Genomic DNA, 19469 nt, shown 5'->3' with positions numbered 1-19469 from the left:
ATATTGAATTTTCAAGGTGCAAAGCCCATTTTAAGTATGGGAAGTCTTAGTTAGTGATTTGACCGAAGCAATATTAAAAAAGCAGGATACTTTGCTAATCCATTTCCTGAAAATGCTACTGAACGCATTCAAACAGGATGATTTTTCATCTTCTGCAAGACTTGGTGCTGAAGTGGTTGCGAAGCATCTTGGCGTTCCTCAGATACCGGCAGTATACCCATTCTACCTTGAGCCGATGAAGCGATTCTGTAGGATTGGAAATGAGCAGATCAAAGAGATTTTGGAAGCACTGGATGAGGTGTATCCGGTGGCAATCAGTGTATATTTTGAAGAATACCTGGCTGAATTAAAGCTGAAAATCAGCAAGTATCTTGAAACTATTTAAGACGAAGGAGGCTATTATTATGAAGTACAAACTGTATCGTTCTTTTGGTGACCTGGACAAAGATGTGAAAAAGCATGAATTAGTTGCTGTCGAGTATGGCAGTACGATTGAAGACGTAGAGGACGCACTGATAAAGGATGTGGCCGATGATTTGGCTGGTGACACCAAATATGCTGGATGTGAAACATCTGCCTATGCGCCGGAAACTATAAAGAGTTTCCGAAAAGTGAAGCGATATAACTATGAAATGATGGGGATTGTTTATCCGCACTACGCAGAGACGAATGTACTGATTGACTATGGCATTATAGAGGAATCGGAAAATTGAGAGTTTGAAAAATAGTTACTGCCTGGATGCCGCACCTGCCTAAAATTTGATGAGAAGGAGGCGTCGAACAATGTCAGATAAAACATATATTGCCATAGATTTGAAATCGTTCTACGCTTCCGTTGAATGTATGGAGCGCGGTCTTGACCCGATGACAACCAATCTGGTGGTCGCAGACGCCAGCAGGACGGAGAAAACCATCTGCCTTGCGGTATCTCCGGCTTTGAAATCCTATGGGATTCCCGGAAGACCCAGACTGTTTGAAGTCGTGCAAAAGGTCAAAGAGGTCAACTCCTTACGGCAGCAAAAAGCGCCGGGACGGAAACTGACAGGTTCTTCAGTTCAGGATGGAGAACTGAAAGCAAATCCCGCTTTAGCTGTAGACTATGTGGTGGCACCGCCGCAGATGGCACATTATATGAAAATCAGTGCCAGGATTTATGGGGTGTATCTCAAATATATCGCGCCGGAAGATATTCATGTTTATTCGATTGATGAAGTCTTTATTGACGCAACCAGTTACTTAAGAACGTATCAGTTGACAGCCCGTGAGTTGGCAATGAAAATGATTCTTGATGTTCTGGACACTACTGGAATTACTGCGACAGCCGGAATTGGCACGAACCTGTATCTCTGTAAAGTTGCGATGGATATAGAGGCAAAACACATTTCTCCGGATCGGAATGGTGTCCGGATAGCTGAACTGGATGAAATGTCTTACCGGCGCTCCTTGTGGTCACATCGCCCTTTGACTGATTTCTGGCGGGTGGGAAAAGGGTACGCAAAAAAATTGGAAGAGCATGGTCTTTATACGATGGGGGATATAGCCCGCTGCTCGGAAGGTAAACCGGGTGACTACTACAGCGAGGAACTTTTGTATCAGCTCTTCGGCGTCAATGCGGAATTATTGATTGACCATGCCTGGGGCTGGGAGCCTTGTACGATTGCCGACATCAAAGCCTACAAACCGGAAAGTAACAGTGTCGGCTCCGGTCAAGTGCTGCAGTGTCCATACCCGTTTGAAAAAGCAAAACTTGTTGTGCGGGAAATGACCGACCTGCTGGTTCTTGATTTGGTGGATAAAGGGTTTGTGACAAATCAAATTGTTTTGACAGTCGGTTATGATATTGATAATCTGAAAGACCCAGCGCGGCGAAAGAAATATCATGGAGAAATCAAGACAGATCGGTATGGACGAAGCATTCCAAAGCACGCCCACGGTACTGCCAACCTGAAAAAATACACTTCCTCCACTCGTCTAATTACTCAGGCTGTGATGGAACTGTTTGACCGAATCGTAGATGAAGAGCTTCTAGTACGCAGGATTAACATGGCTGCTACTCATGTTATTACTGAGGCAGAAGCACAGACACAAAGTGAAAACAGCTTTGAGCAGTTAGATTTATTTACAGACTATTCCGCTCGTCAAAACCTGCGGGAAAAGGAAAATGAGGAATTGGAGAAGGAGCGGAAAATGCAGGAAGCCATGTTGGAAATCAAGAAAAAATTTGGCAAGAATGCAATCCTGAAGGGAATGAATTTGCAGGAAGGTGCAACGGCAAAAGACCGCAACCAGCAGATTGGCGGTCATAAAGCATAAAAGTATTTGCACTGGCGAACATCCGGAAGAGGTGATAATTATTTTACAAGATAGAAATAACCCAAATAATTCTTATGGTGATATTATCAATCATCCCCATCATGTCTCCACACGGCACCCCAGAATGGCGATGACAGATCGGGCAGCTCAGTTTTCTCCATTCGCTGCGCTGACCGGATATGGAGGAGTGATAAAGGAAACCGCTCGGCTGACAGATCGCAAGCTGGAGCTTTCTGAGTCGGAAAAAGCAGAGCTGGATTATAAGCTGCAGATGGCTTGTGATTATCCCGGAGAAAAGCCAGCGCTTACAATTACTTACTTTGTTCCGGATCAGAGAAAAGCTGGCGGTTCTTACCATACGATTTCCGGACAGATTAAGAAAATAGATGATTACCAAAAGCAAGTGATTCTGATGGATAAGACGCGGATTGATATTGACTGCATTCTCGACATAGACGGACAAATCTATGATCTCGCCAATGAGTCAGAAACAGATTTTGATTAAGCTCATGATCGTCATACCGTATTTTCGATGGAACGCGCAGCGTAAAGCGTTCGGGACGAATGCGCAGCCCCGTATCACCAGATACGGATCTTCAAGGGGATTGGGGATTCCCCCAACGAGAAAAATACCGATGTAGCCTAGAAAGCTGCACCGGTATTTTTGCCTTTGTATATACAAAGGCCCTGCTCGCCAATTTGCCAATTTGTACAATTTTCATTAAGGCAAAACTACATTTAGCTTGTCGTCAGTTGGTGACAAGTGCTCGTTGACTTCATTCGCAATTAGGCTTACAATAAATCATGGATTGTTATATATTCTGCTTGAAAAAGAGGACGAAATATATGATAGAGTATCTTTCAATACGGCAAACTGCTGAAAAATGGGGCTTATCAAAGCGCAGGGTACAGGTTCTATGTACGGAAGATCGAATACCAGGAGCGATTCGTATTGATTCCACCTGGGCTATTCCTTTCAATGTTGAAAAACCTGCTGATGCTCGTATAAAAAGCGGTAAATATAGAAAATGTTTGAAAGACATATCGAAAGATAAAACATGAGAGGAGAAACGGTATGGCAAGGCTTGAGGACATAACGGTTGGAAGTACAGTAAAAGGAATAGCCGGGAATGAGCCTGTATCCATCGTTGCTGTTCAATGGTACGGAACGAATGTGATTGACATTACCTACAAAAATAGCCAGAACGTTCCGGGAACACAACTCTTGTATCGAGAAGATGAATATCATATCGAAGTAATGGACAACAACTTGCCATGGAGCTTCGACGCGGATGGTGAACAAATGAAACTGGCTTCTGAGGCGTATCGCATCAGCCTTGCACATTTATTCGACCCGTATCTTGCAGTACATACATCCTCTGTTGAACCCCTCCCGCATCAAATCTCCGCTGTATATCAGGAAATGCTTCCTAAATTGCCGCTTCGATATGTTTTGGCGGACGATCCCGGCGCAGGAAAAACAATCATGACCGGACTATATATCAAGGAATTGATTGCACGAGGAGACCTAAAACGCAGCCTCATTGTTTGTCCGGGCAGTCTTGCCGAGCAATGGCAGGATGAGTTGTATTCAAAATTTCATCTTCGGTTTGAAATCCTGACGAATGATCGAATGGAGTCTGCCGTCAGCGGGAATATTTTTTCGGAAGTTGATTTGTGTATTGCCCGGTTGGATAAGTTGGCGAGAAATGATGATTTGCAGGAGAAGTTAAAAGTTACGGAATGGGACTTGATCGTATGTGATGAGGCCCACAAAATGGCGGCAACCGTCTGGGGCGGCGAGGTCAAATATACCAAACGCTTTTTGCTTGGAAGGCTGCTTTCTAATATCACGCGAAATTTCTTGTTGCTTACGGCCACGCCGCATAATGGTAAAGAAGAAGATTTTCAGCTCTTTTTATCCCTGGTAGACCCGGACCGTTTTGAAGGCATACACGGTTCCAGCCAACAGGCAGTTGATGTAAGTGATGTCATGCGACGGCTGGTAAAAGAGGAGCTCCTGACATTTGAGGGCAAACCTCTTTTCCCAGAGCGAATCGCCTACACAGTCAACTATGACCTTTCTCCAGAGGAAGCGAAGCTGTATTCTGCGGTTACTGATTATGTGCGGGAAGAATTTAACCGTGCAGATAATCTTAATAATGAGCACAAGACAACGGTTGGATTTGCTCTTACCATTTTGCAGAGGCGTCTTGCGTCCTCACCGGAAGCAATCTATCAATCCCTGAGACGCCGGCGGGAACGTCTTGAGCACAGGCTTGCTGAAGAAAAATTAGGTAAACGTGCGAAGGAGTTTCACGATCCTGATTTTGACGACTTCGACGAAGATGATCTGTCTGCGGATGAGCAGGAGAATTTTGAAGAAAAAGTTGTAGACCACGCTTCTGCTGCGGCAACGATAGCAGAGCTTGAAGCGGAAATCAATACGCTGAAACGCCTTGAAAATATGGCTAACAACGTCCGTGTAAGAGGCGTTGATCGGAAATGGGAAGAACTTTCCAGGCTTCTTCAGGATGATGGAGCCATGTTCGACTCCAATGGAAACCGTGAAAAGCTCATTATTTTCACAGAACATAGAGACACGCTGAACTACTTAACGGATAAAATCCGTTCTCTGTTGGGAAGTGATGAGGCCGTTGTGACGATTCATGGCGGGATGCTCCGTGACGAGCGCCGCAAGGTGGAAGAACTGTTTAAGCAGGATGTAGGTGTCCGCATTTTGATTGCAACAGATGCTGCCGGTGAAGGTATTAACTTACAGCGTGCTCATCTGATGATTAACTATGACCTGCCGTGGAACCCAAATCGTCTGGAGCAGCGCTTTGGCCGTATTCACCGTATTGGCCAGACGGAAGTATGCCACTTATGGAATCTGGTTGCCAACGAAACACGGGAAGGCTTTGTCTTCCAACGATTATTTCAAAAGTTGGAGGAAGAACGCCAGGCACTGGGCGGAAAAGTCTTTGACATTCTTGGCAAAGTGACTTTTGAAAATCGGTCTTTAAGGGATCTATTGATTGAAGCGGTCCGATATGGAAATGACCCAAAAGTACGGGCACGATTAGATCAGGTTGTGGATCATTCCATGAACCGCGAATCGTTCCAGAAATTGCTGGATGAACGTGCGTTGACCGAAGATGTTATGGATATAAATATGGTCAACAACATTCGGGAGGACATGGAACGGATTGAAGCACATAAACTTCAGCCGCATTTTATTGAAGCATTCTTCCTGGAGGCGTTCAAAAGTGTTGGAGGGAAAATCCGAAAACGTGAAACCGGACGCTACGAAATCACATCTGTTCCCTACGCGGTTCGCAACCGTGATATGCAGATTGGTTACGGTGAACCCGTGCTAAACCGTTATGAGCGGATTTGCTTTGACAAACAATATTGCAATGTTCCCGGTCTTGTGCAGGCTTCTTTGATCTGCCCGGGGCAACCGCTGCTGGAGGCTGTCATTGATTTGATTCGGGAACGCAATGTTGATGTGATGAAGCGCGGCACCATTCTTGTGGATGATGAAGATTACGGTACGAATGCCAGGCTCTTGTTCTATATTGAAGATGCAATTCAAGACGGCGTGATTCTGAAAAATGGAAGCAGACGGACTATTTCAAAACATATTCACTTTGTTGAGATGAAAGAAGATGGCACAGCTGCCTCCGCCGGGTATGCGCCCTACCTGGACTATCGTACCGTGACGGACGAAGAAAATCAGGCAATCAGAGAGTGGATGAAGCAGCAGAAATGGCTGTGTACTGATGTTGAAGATATGGCAAAGGGATATGCCATTCAAAATTTAATCCCTGTTCATTTTTCTGAAGTGAAATCACAGAAAGAAAAATTGCTGAATAAGACAGCAAAGGCAGTCAAGGATCGTTTGACAGCCGAAATTCAGTATTGGGATTTCCGTGCGGCTGATCTTGCGCAAAAAGAGGCTGCGGGGAAGACGAATGCACGGTTGAACTCCAAATTGGCTGCAAGGCGCGCAGAGGAATTGGAACTCCGGATGAAAAACCGTCTTGCGGAAATTGAGAAGGAGCGCAGAATTGCTCCGATGCCACCCAGCATCACAGGCGGTATTTTGGTCATTCCCAAAGGGCTGCTGCATCAGTTAATGGGCAGAAATCTTTCTGGAGATGATTTTGGCCGAGGTGACAAAAAGAGCGTGGAAGATGCCGCCATGAACGCTGTCATGGAAATTGAATCTTCCTTTGGCTATCATCCCAGCGATGTCAGTGCAGCAAAATGCGGCTACGACATAGAATCTCAGATCCCAAAAGGAATGATAGAACGTGTAGGTGCTTATGCTCTGCGCTTTATCGAAGTTAAGGGCCGCGCTAAAGGTGCAACGACTGTGACAGTGAGCAAAAATGAAATTTTGACGGCACTGAATAAACCGAAGGAATTCATTTTAGCCATTGTGGAAGTTGACGGCAATCAGACACATACGATTTATCTGAAGCATCCGTTTACCAACGCACCTGATTTTACGGCAACCAGCGTAAATTACAATATACAAGACTTGATAGCAGAATCCGAGATTCTCTATCAGAAATGAGGATACAGTTATGGCAACAAAAAAGCTGATAGAGGTCGCTTTGCCTCTTGAAAAAATCAACGCAGAATCGGCAAGAGAAAAGTCCATCCGACATGGCCACCCTTCCACACTGCACTTATGGTGGGCCAGACGGCCCTTGGCGGCAGCGCGGGCTGTCATCTGGGCATCGCTGGTGGACGATCCTTCTTCTCACCCGGAACAGTTCCCGACAGAGGAAGACCAAAATACAGAACGACAGAGGCTCTTTAAGATTCTGGAAGATCTGGTTGTATGGGAAAATTCCAATAACGAGAAAGTTCTGGATGCGGCGAAGGCAGAGATCATGAAAAGTACCAATGGGAACCCGCCTGCCCTTCTTGACCCATTTGCCGGCGGCGGTGCCATCCCATTAGAGGCGCAGAGACTGGGGCTGGAAGCTCACGCACATGATCTGAACCCGGTTGCCGTCATGATCAACAAGGCAATGATTGAGATTCCGCCCAAATTTTCTGGTATGGCACCGGTCAATTCAGATGCACAGGTCAACTCCATGCATGACGCGTGGGCGAGAGCAGAAGGCTTGGCTGAGGATGTGCGCTATTATGGCGAGTGGATGAAACAGGAAGCCTACAAACGGATTGGCCATCTTTATCCGAAAGTGAAAGTACCAGAAGAACAAGGCGGCGGAGAGGCAACTGTAATCGCATGGATATGGGCCAGGACAGTGAAGTGCCCTAATCCAGCTTGCGGATGTGAAATACCGCTAGTTCGCTCTTTTACTTTATCAAAAAAGAAGGGACATGAGGCATATGTTGAGCCACAATTTTTCGATTCGAAATGTAGTTATACTGTTAAATTAGGCGAACATAAGGAAAAAGGCACAGTAAACCGAACGGCTGCCTCCTGTGTTGCATGTGGTACATCAGTTCCATTAGATTATGTGCGTTCTGAAGGCAGTAATCATCGAATGGGGCGACATCTTATAGCTGTTGTTGCAGAAGGGAAAAATGGAAGAGCTTACTATTCGCCTGATGATATCCAACTATGTGCTTCGCAAGTCGGAGAGCCAGAAAACGTTCCTTGTGAGGACTTGCCAGAAAAGGCACTTGGTTTTAGAATTCAAGCCTATGGCATTACAAAGTGGAAAGACCTCTATACAAATCGTCAACTTACTGCTTTAACCACCTTCAGTGACTTAGTTGTAGAAACTCAGAAAAAAGTTGAGGCTGATGCGATTGCGGTTGGAATGTCTGATGATCATGTTCCCCTTTGTAAAGGTGGACATGGTGCAAGGGCATACGGTGAGGCTGTAGGTGTATACTTAGCTTTTGCGGTAGATAGACAAGCAGATATAGGATCTACTATTGCATCATGGATTAATACCATAGGTGCAATTAGGAATACATTCGGGAGACAAGCTATTCCTATGACATGGGACTTTGCAGAAGCAAATCCATTTAGCAGTTCGACAGGTTGCTTTAGTAATATGGTTGATTGGATTGTAAAGTGTATTGATAATTTCCCTATTGCTCAGTTTGAGGCAGAAGTTAGCCAAAGAGACGCTCAAAGTGATTGCGGTCTACGGAATATTATGATTTCTACAGATCCACCATATTACGATAATATTGATTATGCAGATTTGTCAGACTATTTTTATATTTGGATGCGACGATCACTTAAAGATAGTTATCCAGGACTTTTTTCCACTGTTTTGGTCCCAAAAACAGAGGAACTCATTGCTACTCCATTTCGGCATGGGGGCAGCATGGAAAAAGCAAAATCATTTTTCGAAAGTGGAATGCTTTCAGCAAGTAAGCAGATGTATCTTTATGCTCGTGAAGATGTTCCTGTAACAATATACTATGCCTATAAGCAAAGTGATTCGGATGCTGATGGTACAGCATCATCAGGGTGGGAAACCATGCTAAATTCTATAGTTAAAGCGGGATTTGCAATTACCGGTACATGGCCAATGAGAACTGAACGTGGAAATCGAATGCGTGGGAATGGGTCCAATGCTTTGGCCTCTTCTATAGTACTTGTTTGCCGTAAGCGTCCAGAGGACGCCCCACAGACCACCCGCCGCAATCTGATTGCCACGCTGCGGCATGAGTTACGTCCGGCCTTGAAAAAATTACAGGCAAGCAACATTGCTCCCGTTGACCTGGCACAGTCTGCCATTGGCCCCGGTATGGGTGTGTTCAGCCGTTATCGCCGCGTATTGGAGGCGGACGGTACACCAATGTCTGTCCGCAGCGCATTGCAGATTATCAATGAAGAACTTGACTTGTACTTTAACGAGCAGGTTGGCGATCTGGATACGGCCAGCCGCTTCTGCGTTGATCTATATACCCAGTACGCTTATAACGTCGTGAAGTATGGTGAGGCAGAGGTTCTGGCCAATGCAAAGAGTACTTCCATCCCCATGCTGGCAGCCAACGGTGTCGTCTACGCCAAAGCCGGTGATGTCCACCTGGTGGAACGGGCAGATCTGCCGGAAAAGGTGGATGTTGATGAAAAAAACATCTGGCTGCTAACGCAGCAGTTGACCCAGGCTATGGCAAAAGGCGGCGTGGAAGCCTGCGCGCAGATCGTAGCCTCCATGTTTGGCTCCAATGCAGAGCGTGCAAAAGATTTGGCCTATCGCTTATATACGATTGCCGAACAGAAGAAGTGGTCAAACGAGGCCTATGCGTATAATGCCCTTGTTGTGGCATGGCCGGATATTCAATCTCGCGCGGCAGCTTTGAAACTGGAAGTTCCTGAGCAGCTTGACCTGTTCTCTACCGGCCTTCTGGATAATTAAGCAAGTAGATCATTGAAAGGGGGTGAAGCTCCATGAAAAAGTTAATAGAGACGGCACTCCCTCTACGAGAAATAACTGCGTCTTCTATTGAGGAAAAAGTCAGAAAAGGACATCCTGGGAACCTGCATCTCTGGTGGAACCGCAGCCCGATTGTTTCCAGTTCCGTTTTAATCTATGCTGCTATGACAGACGAAGATCAGGACTCGGAGAAAAGAAATAATCAGATAGCGTTACTCAAAAAGCTTGCTCATAATGATGCCACTGCTTTTGAACAGGCAACAGCTGCATTGCAAAACCTAAAATTGCCTGCTATCTGGGATGGTTTTTCGGGCTTTGGCGGCATCCCCCTGGCCTGCGAAAAACTTGGGGTGTCGGCATACGCCGGGGATATAAACCCGGTTGCTTCCCTGCTTACAAAAGCCGTTGTTGAATTTCCATCGCGTTTTGTATCTAACAAGCCGGTTCATCCTGATTCAGACAGTACAAAGACAGGCATGGCAGCATTGGCCGATGACATCCGTTTCTATGGTCAATGGATGGAGAGACAAGCTTATGAAAAAATTGGACAGATTTATCCTGCCACAAACGATGTTGTTACATCCGCCTGGCTATGGGTGCGCACAGTAGAATGTCCGAATCCCGTTTGCAAATGCAAGATGCCCCTTGCCAGCAGTTTTGTTTTGAACAAAAGCAAAGGGAACGAACGTTGGGCCGAACCTGTTTTCAAGGACGGTAAAATCCGATTTCAAATCCGTGAAGGAATATGCCCCGAAGAAAAAGAAAGCAATAAACTCGGCACAATGGGGGCAAAATTCCAGTGCCCAGTGTGTGGCGAAGTGGCTACTGACACTTACATCAAGAAAATGGGGAAAAAGCACCTCTTGGGTGCTCAAATGATGGCTGTTGTTCGTTCATCAAACGGCGTAAAGGTTTTTGAGCCTGTTGACGAAGTACAAGAGACGGCGGCAGCGATTACAGCACCGGAAAGCATCCCATCAGGGCAAATTGCAGAAAATAGCCGTTGGTTTAGTCCGCCAGGATATGGATTTACTGACTATACTGACCTTTTTACCAACCGTCAGTTAACCATGCTTTCTGCTTTTTGCGATTTGATTCCTCAAGTAATTAACAAAGTTGCTTCAGACGCACTGGCCTCAGGAATGAGTGAAGCTGGTGGCCCGTTATGTGATGCCGGAAACGGAGCCTGGGCATATGGGCAGGCCATCGGAACTTATTTGTCGCTGGCTATCAGCAAAATGGCAAATTACCATTCCACAATCTGTTCCTGGGATAATCGCAAAGGAACCGGCAGGGCGACATTTACGCGACAGGCCATCCCCATGACATGGACATTTGTGGAGGAGAATCCTTTTGCAGAAACAACAGGAAGTTTTCATTCTGTCGTTGACAGTATTGCAGAGGCAGTATCGCACCTGCCTTCGTACAGAGAAATTATTGTGAAGAATGAAGATGCCATCGAAAAGGCTATTCAAAAGAACACTGTTCTCTTTACGGAACTGCCCTATTACGATAATGTCGGTTATGCTGACCTGTCAGATTACTTTTATATTTGGCTTCGGAAATGCCTAAAAAATGTGTTCCCTGATTTGTTCAAAGGGGCGCTTACTTCGAAAGATGAGCTGTCTTCTATTCCTGAACACTATGGTGGAGATACTGAAAAAGCAAAAACCGCGTATCATGGGAAAATAAATAAGATGTTGTCACACTTTTCTGAAATGGCATCGACGGAGTATCCATTTGTTATTTTCTTCGCATATAGCAAAGCGGATCGCATGGTAATTCGTAATGCGAATGGAAATATTTCATTGGAAAGCCCGCTGTCGCATTTACTCCAGAGCATTGTAGATACAGGCTTTTGTGTGACAGCAATCTGGCCAATACGAACGGAAAAACCAAATGAGAAGTTTGAGTCTACGCGGATCGCGATTGTGTTCCGAAAGAATCAAGATGCACTTCCACAGACTACAAGAAGGAATCTGATTGCGTCCCTTGGCCGGGAATTGCCAAGTCTGCTGGAATCACTGACAAGTGAGCTAATCGATGACATAGACCGTCCAATCGCCGCTTTGGGCTTTGGACTTTCCATCGTAACACGATATAAAAAAATACTCAATGCAGATGGTTCTGTTATGAACATTCAGGATAGCCTAATACTGATTGCACAAGAATCGGAAAAATATTTTGCTTCGCACGAGGCAGAAACAAATGAAAATCATGAGGAGGTATAGACCATGCAGGAGAATTACGAACTTGTCCAAAAAGGCTTTCGCATCCTTCATCCTTTAATGGCTGGTTACATTGGCCGGGAATTTAACCGAGTATATCACGATAACTGGTGGCAAGAGGTGCTTGACACACTCAGCGATCAGCTCCGTGATTTGCCCGATCACGGTGATTATAGTACCCTGGTAGACTCCCTGGATATTGCAAATTGCCTGCGTCTGATTGATCGGAAATGGCGGGAAGTCTTTTCCTCAAAACTGTCTACTGATTACCGTACATGGTCGAAAGAACTCATGGGCGTGCGAAATAAGATGGCTCATATCGGTCAACAGGACATCGATCAGTCTTATGCAGAACGTGCGTTGGATACCATGGCACTGCTCTGTGCTGCCTTTGACGCGGATGGTGCAGAGGAAATTCGGGATTTGTATCGCACTCTCCGCTATGGGTCTGCTGCCGGTTCCGCTGCTGTAACTGAAAATGTCGCCCCTGTAAAAACTGGTAAAAAATCTTCTAATACCGCTGGCGTCTTGGAGTATAACGTCGGTGAAGGCCATACGCTTCCCAGCTGGCGAGATATTATGCAGCCCCATCCAGATGTTGCTGAAGGCCGTTACCAAACAGCAGAATTTGCTGCTGATCTGGCACAGGTCTCTCGCGGAGAGGGAGCTTTTGAATACCGTGACCCTGTGGAATTTTTTGCACGCACTTACATCACCGAAGGAATGTCCGGGCTGCTTGTAAAATCTCTGCAACGAATCGCGGGCAAGGGCGGCGAACCTGTCATCCAGCTGAAAACCGCATTTGGCGGAGGAAAAACGCACAGTATGCTTGCCCTTTATCATCTGGTAAAAGGCGGCGCTTCGGTAGATAAAATTCCGAGTCTTAAACCAATCTTGGAAAAGGCTGGTTTGGATACCTTGCCCAAAGCTAATGTGGCTGTTCTTGTAGGCACAGCCCTTGACCCGAATAAAAAGAAAAATCCTGCCAATCTGCCGGGGTATACAGTCAATACGATCTGGGGTGAAATGGCTTATCAGCTGGTTACATCTGCCGGTCGTCCGGATTTGTATGCAATGATCCGTGAAGCAGATCGCCATGGTGTATCCCCTGGATCGGAAACCTTAAAAAATCTCTTGAATGAATGCGGCCCCTGCTTGATTTTAATGGATGAGCTGGTTGCTTATGCAAAGAAACTCTATGGTGTCGATGGACTTCCGGCTGGCTCCTACGATAATTTTATTACGTTCATTCAAGAAATTACGGAAGCCGCACGTGCAAGTGAGAACAGCATTGTTGTCGCTTCTATCCCTGAGTCAACGATTGAAATCGGTGGTGATGCAGGTAAAACTGCACTCGAAACGATTGAGCATACATTCGGGAGAATGGAGGCCATCTGGAAACCTGTTGCCGCCAACGAAGGGTTTGAGGTCGTGCGCCGACGGCTGTTTCTTGACTGCAAAGATGAGGCTACACGAGATGCAGTATGTACGGCATTTAGCCGGATGTATCAGGAAAATCCATCTGATTTCCCAATGGAAGCAAGAGAGGTCGAATATCGGAACCGAATGATTTCCTGCTATCCGATTCACCCAGAGGTCTTTGACCGCCTATATGATGACTGGGCAACACTGGAACGCTTTCAACGCACTCGTGGTGTCCTGCGTTTAATGGCTGCCGTTATTCACGAATTGTGGATGGCCAATGACGCGGGTGCAATGATTATGCCAGGGTCAATCCCGTTGGATATGCCGAATGTAAGAGACGAATTGGTTCGTCACCTGCCGGATACATGGAACAGCATTATTGATCATGAGGTAGATGGAAAAAATTCTATTCCTTATCAAAAAGATAAAGCAAATCCTCGCTATGGACGCAAACTCGCCGCTCGTCGTGTCGCCAGAACGATCATGCTTGGAAGCGCGCCCACAAGCCGGGATCAGGCTGTACGCGGATTGGAAGCCTCCAGAATCCGTTTGGGAGTAGTTCAGCCTGGCGAGAGTATTGCTGACTTTAACGACGCGTTAAACACACTGCATGGCTCTCTTTCGTATCTCTATAATAATCCGAGCGGAAGCAGATACTGGTATGACACGCGCCCTACTCTGCGCAAAACTGCGGAAGACCGTGCTTCTCAGCAAACATTGGCTGATGTGGATGCGGAAATTGAATCTCGCCTGAAAAAAATACGGAAAGAGAATCCGTTTACCGGCATTCACATTTGTCCGTATTCTTCTCTGGATGTTCCAGATGAGCAGGCTGTCCGTTTGGTGATTTTGAGAACTGGTGATTGCTATAACCTAAAGTCTAAAAAGACAACCCCTGCTGAAACCACTGTTAATGATATTCTGTACAACAGGGGGACTGCTCCGCGTATTTTCAAAAATATGCTTGCTTTTGTGGCACCCGATGAAAACCAGCTGGAATCTTTGCGTGCAGAAGTTCGTCGTTTTATTGCGTGGACGTCAATCATGTCTGATAAAGATGATCTGAATTTGGATGGAAATCAAATCCGGGAAACGCAGAGTAATCTAAACCGCAGCAATGATACCGTAGAACTTCGGCTCAAGGAAACGTATCGATGGCTTCTGGTTCCTTATATCGACCAGTTTGGCGATATGAAAACAATTCAATGGGAGATCAGTGATATTAGCGGCGGAACTGAAAGCATCGTAACAAAAGCAGCAAAGAAAATGCAGCAAAGTGAGCAGATTATCACAAACTGGGCCCCTGCACTTTTGCAAATGAGCCTGGACGATTTGCTCTGGAAAGATTCCGATAATATTCAAGTAAAAAAACTATGGGAATATCTGAGCACATACTGCTATCTTCCGAGACTGGCAAATTATTCTGTGCTTGAAGATACGATTCGTCGAGGAGTTGCCTCTGATGAGTTTTTCGCACTTGCCGCCGGTTACGTTAATAATCGGTATGTTGACCTGAAGTTTAATACGAATGTATTGAGCATCAACTCATCCGATTTGCTTGTAAAGGCAAATGTTGCAATGAAACAAATTGTTGCCGAAAAGCAGGAAAAAGCAAGCGCCCAGGCAGCAGGTGATATTTTTGGCAGCGCTACATATCATGAGTCTCAAAATAATGAAGGGGCAGTACAGTCTAAAGGTGATGAAGGAAGTCTTAGTGCTAACACAGATACTGATGCAGCGGCTTCTGTTCCGGTAAATAAGCATTTTTATATGACTGCAAAACTGGATAATACGCGAGTAAATCGTGATGTTCAAAATTATTTACAAGAAATTATTCAGCATTTGATGGCCGTTGACGGCAGTCAGGTTGAGCTAAAATTGGATGTTGATGTAGTTGCTCCAAATGGCATACCAGCTTCTACCGTGCGAACTGTGTCAGAAAACTGTCGCACGCTTAAGATCGAAGATTTTGGTTTTGACGATTAAATGAACTGGTGAAATTATAGTTGAAAAGGAAGTGCAGTATGGCAAAATCGTCATTAGAACGACAAATTGAACGGCAAATGAAACAATCGAAACAACTTGCTAATAAGAAACGTAGAGAACAGGATAAAGCTGAAAGAAGGGCTATACTTAAAGATAGGGCAGCGACTATCATCAATGGACAACCGATAATAGAAGGTTTCCGGGTTATGGATCAGACAGCTGAAGCAATTCTTGAATGTTTACTGAACTGCGAAAGGGGTAATGGTACACATATTTGTTTTGAGAATGACATTTTTCCAGATTATGTACAAACGTCGTTGGGATTAGAGTTTGAAAAGTTAATTCAATATGGAATGATTGGTGGTTTATTCTTTTATGATAACGGCGGGATGCTGGATTTGCTTCCGCCCGCATTTAGTTACTTTGAAAGCAAAAATGCCGCATATGAAAAACAGAAAGAGCAGGAAGAATCGAATAAACTGAAAAACATTATAAATTACGGGAATTTAGTGTTTGGTGATGTGTCTGGCTCCACACTAACCGTTGATAATTCTATTCATAAAATCGAACAGGCAATAGAAGAAAATGGTGGCACAGATAAAGAGGACTTGTATGAGATTCTGAATGATGTTAAAGAACTTATAGAGAACATACAGACAAGCCGAACCATACCAAAGCAGAAAAAACTTTTTGAAAGAATTTCTGATCACATGGAAAAACACGGATGGTTTTATGGTGCGGTAGTACAGCTGTTGGGAACAGCGGCAATAAATCTGTTGGGTGCATGATATGATCATACCTTCATGAAATGATTGTAGTATGCATTACTTCAGGAGTAAAAAGAATTAGTTGTTAGATAATTCTTGAAAGAATGGCAAGAGATAAGGCTAAGGGAGGGAAACTCTAATGAGATTAATAAATCTTGAAATACATAACTTTCGTGGAATTCAAAATGCAAAAATTGATTTTCCAATGAATAACAGATTTATTTGCTTGATTGGCGCAGGAGATAGTACCAAATCTACGATTTTGCTCTCCCTTGAGTGGCTCTTTTCACAAACATGGAATTTGCCAATCTGTGACAATGATTTTTATCTTGCAAATACTGAAAACAAGATCACGATCTGTGGAACATTTACTGAGTTTCCTGATTATTTCTTAGCAGAAGATAAATTCGGCTTATTCTTACGGAAACCTGGAATTCCATATGATGGCATCACAAACGACGAACCAGCAGATGGAGAGCCACTTTGTCTTACCATTCAATTTACGGCAGACAGTTCCTTGGAACCGCATTGGAATGTTGTATGTAATAGAAATGATCCTAAAACTATAACCAACAAGGAACGGGCTCAGCTTGCAGTTGGATGTGTTGGCGAAAATTGCGCAAGAGACATGACGTGGGGACGGTATTCTGTTCTACAAAAGTATGCTGATTCTAAAGGAGTTCTTCATAATGCCTATACTAAAGCTATGAGAGAGGCTGCTGCAAACACTGATTTGGACTTGTTAGATGGCCTTTCTGACGATATTAAGAGCATCGGAGGACGATATGGCGTTGGATTTGAAAACGATATTAAGAGTAAACTGTTGATTCAGAGTGGATCATTCACTACATCTGCAGGACTCTATGACGGACAAATTCCTTTGAATTTAAGAGGAGTTGGCAGTCAAAGGCTTCTGTCTATAGGGTTGAATATCAAAGCTTATTCTAATGGCACTGTTTTATTGATTGACGAGATTGAGCGCGGCCTTGAGCCTTATAGATTACGCAGTCTGATAAATGAACTACGAAATCAGACGGGAACATCCGGACAGGTTATTATTACAACACACTCTCCTGTTGTATTAACGGAGTGTTCTGCCTCCGAACTAGTCATTGTACACTCTCAAAACGGAGATACAAACGTATTCTATTTTAATAAAAGTGATGAAAAAGTATATGAGCAGCTTCAGAAACAGATTCGCAGTGATGCCGATGCTTTCTTGTGTAAGGCCTTAATTGTCTGCGAAGGAAAAACAGAATATGGATTTGTCAAGGCATTTGATGATTTTATAGCTCAAAATCTCGGAATTAGAATGGCTCATAAAGGAGTAGGTATAGCTCTTGGAGGAGGAGATACCACGTTTGCTTATGCTGATTCACTTCGAGATCGAGGATATGAAATTAGCATCTTTATGGATTCTGATAAGGAAAGCGATGCTGCTGAAAAAGAGAAGAGACGGCGTTTATACGGAACAACAATATTCGATTGGGATAATCCGAATGCTATAGAACAACAGCTGTTTCTTGATTTGCCGGAATCTTTGATCCAACAGCTTATAGATATTACTGTAGATGAAAAAGGTGCGACAGCGATGGCTGGCACTTTGTACTCTGAGGGTATTTCATTTGATATTTGTGAAGATGGAACCAAACTCATTCTAAATGATTTTTCACAAGTCACACGTCTTACTCTTGGAAAATTGGCAAAACAAAAAGGGAAAAATGGACGTATTGGAGAATGGTATAAACGGATTGATTTGGGACGCGAAATCGGCCAAATTATTTTTGAACACTGGTCAGAGATTGATCAAAGTACAAAACTGTTTCAAACGGTATCTTCTATGATTGAGTGGGTAAAAAATCTATGACGCCTGAAGAATTAGTAAAGATTGAAAGTAAATATAATGTTGCAATTATAGCACCTGCTGGACACGGAAAAACAGAAATGGTAGCCGATATGGTCGCTGGATTTTCTGGAAAGCAGTTGGTGCTTACACACACGAATGCAGGTGTTGATGCCATACAAAAACGTCTTTCGAAAAGAAAAGTAGACACACACAAATATACAATTTTGACTATCGCAGCTTTTTGTAATCGTTGGGGTTATTCGTACCACTGGACATCTAGAATGGATGCAACGCTATCGCCATTTAAAAAAGAAGATCAGAAACAATATTATGCTCAGTTATATACAGGAGCATTGGAATTATTTAAACATACGTGGGTTGGCAAAGTACTCTCATCTTCGTATAAAGGAATAATTGTCGATGAGTATCAGGACTGTACACTTGCTCAACACGCATTGATTAAACAATTAAATAAGTATCTCCCAGTAAGAGTTCTCGGAGATCCTCTTCAGGGGATATTTGGGTTTAAAGATCCCATTGTGAATTGGTCTGATATTTCTTTTGAACTTATTGATGTGGATACGTATCCATGGCGCTGGGAAAATTCTAATCCAAAACTCGGAGCATATCTGGAAGAACTAAGATCCCATTTGTTACCTGCCATTCAAGGGCGACAATGTATGATTAGTATTGCTCCTATTAGCAATATCTTAGAAGTTATTGCTCCATTGGATTTTGATGGATACAAGCTGCTTCGACAGTTACAGCAGTATAAGTCTGTCCTGTATCTGGCAAAATGGGAAAATGATCAATTAGCCTTCTGCAAAAAGATGCCTGGAATTTTTCAGCAAGATGAAAAACAAGATTGTGGCATTCTGTTTGAGTACGCACGTCTTTTTGATCAAAGTGAAAATGAACAACTTGCATTGTCTATATTATGCTTTATAAACGAATGTGCCACTCGAGTATCTTCTGAGTGTAATTCGTACATTAAGAGACTTAAATCCGGATCCTCAGATTTTTCGAGAATTAAAAAGTATGAACAATTGGGAAGATTGCTAAAATTAGTAATTGAAAATAACTCATCGCAAAATCTTATAGAAGTATTTCACTGGTTTGAAGAAAATAAACAATTTAAGTTTTATCGCATGGAGCTTTATCAAGAAATGCTTCGGAGTATCAGGCTTGCCGCAACCAAAGCAATCGACATTTATGATGCTGCTACTCTTGTCCGAAATGACTCTACTTTGCAAAAAAGATATACGAACTTCAAGTATTTGTCATCCAGAACACTTCTTTCAAAAGGTTTGGAATTCGACTGTGTTATTGTTGATATGACAAAAGAACTGACAGCAAAAGAATTTTATGTGGCCATGACAAGAGCAAAGAAAATGGTCTACTTAATCACAGATAAATCCACTTTGATTTTGAAACCATAACTAAAAATGAGAACCGGGATATATGGTATGTGGAGGATACAAAACAATGGAAAATGATCACCAACTTAGAATTTTAT

General features: G+C 43.9%; 12 protein-coding genes. All 12 read left to right on the top strand.

What is annotated here, in order from left to right; genetic code table 11:
- The first annotated feature begins 58 nt into the window (after window positions 1-58).
- The 12 genes from ACLROL_RS05365 to ACLROL_RS05310 all read left to right on the top strand — a co-directional run bounded on the left by ACLROL_RS05365 (window position 59) and on the right by ACLROL_RS05310 (window position 19392).
- Window positions 59-385 (top strand): hypothetical protein, encoded by a 327-nt coding sequence (locus ACLROL_RS05365; protein ID WP_413067445.1) that lies wholly within the window; start codon window positions 59-61, stop codon window positions 383-385.
- 19 nt (window positions 386-404) lie between these two features.
- Window positions 405-713 carry a hypothetical protein gene (locus ACLROL_RS05360; protein ID WP_009259793.1) on the top strand — a complete coding sequence of 103 codons (309 nt, stop codon included), beginning with the start codon at window positions 405-407 and terminating at the stop codon, window positions 711-713.
- Window positions 714-783: 70 nt separating this feature from the next.
- A complete protein-coding gene (locus ACLROL_RS05355; RefSeq protein ID WP_050625184.1) occupies window positions 784-2313 on the top strand; it encodes a DNA methylase in 1530 nt (509 codons plus the stop codon).
- A gap of 124 nt (window positions 2314-2437) precedes the next feature.
- On the top strand, window positions 2438-2818 hold the full coding sequence (locus ACLROL_RS05350; protein ID WP_242964492.1) for a hypothetical protein: 381 nt from the start codon (window positions 2438-2440) through the stop codon (window positions 2816-2818).
- 341 nt (window positions 2819-3159) lie between these two features.
- Complete coding sequence (locus tag ACLROL_RS05345; RefSeq protein ID WP_207751348.1) at window positions 3160-3375, top strand: DNA-binding protein; 216 nt, start codon at window positions 3160-3162, stop codon at window positions 3373-3375.
- A gap of 13 nt (window positions 3376-3388) precedes the next feature.
- On the top strand, window positions 3389-6898 hold the full coding sequence (locus ACLROL_RS05340) for a helicase-related protein (RefSeq protein WP_087282251.1): 3510 nt from the start codon (window positions 3389-3391) through the stop codon (window positions 6896-6898).
- A gap of 10 nt (window positions 6899-6908) precedes the next feature.
- A complete protein-coding gene (locus ACLROL_RS05335) occupies window positions 6909-9683 on the top strand; it encodes a DUF1156 domain-containing protein (RefSeq protein ID WP_087282253.1) in 2775 nt (924 codons plus the stop codon).
- A 32-nt stretch (window positions 9684-9715) separates the two neighbouring features.
- The gene (locus ACLROL_RS05330) at window positions 9716-11932 is read left to right on the top strand and encodes a DUF1156 domain-containing protein (RefSeq protein WP_087282255.1); all 2217 of its coding nucleotides are present in this window, start codon (window positions 9716-9718) and stop codon (window positions 11930-11932) included.
- Between the two features lie 3 nt (window positions 11933-11935).
- A complete protein-coding gene (locus ACLROL_RS05325) occupies window positions 11936-15340 on the top strand; it encodes a DUF499 domain-containing protein (protein WP_087282257.1) in 3405 nt (1134 codons plus the stop codon).
- A 38-nt stretch (window positions 15341-15378) separates the two neighbouring features.
- Complete coding sequence (locus tag ACLROL_RS05320) at window positions 15379-16128, top strand: hypothetical protein (RefSeq protein WP_087282259.1); 750 nt, start codon at window positions 15379-15381, stop codon at window positions 16126-16128.
- 118 nt (window positions 16129-16246) lie between these two features.
- Window positions 16247-17974: an ATP-dependent nuclease gene (locus ACLROL_RS05315; protein WP_087282261.1), complete on the top strand. Its 1728-nt coding sequence runs from the start codon at window positions 16247-16249 to the stop codon at window positions 17972-17974.
- A complete protein-coding gene (locus tag ACLROL_RS05310) occupies window positions 17971-19392 on the top strand; it encodes a UvrD-helicase domain-containing protein (protein WP_087282263.1) in 1422 nt (473 codons plus the stop codon). Before ACLROL_RS05315 ends, ACLROL_RS05310 begins: the two co-directional genes overlap by 4 nt.
- The last annotated feature ends 77 nt before the right edge of the window (window positions 19393-19469 follow it).

Origin of the sequence: Sellimonas sp., assembly GCF_047234585.1 — a bacterium.
GTDB classification, from domain to species: domain Bacteria; phylum Bacillota; class Clostridia; order Lachnospirales; family Lachnospiraceae; genus Sellimonas; species Sellimonas caecigallum.
The sequence above is the reverse complement of the archived record's forward strand: the minus strand, read 5'-3'. Positions and strand labels throughout refer to the sequence as shown.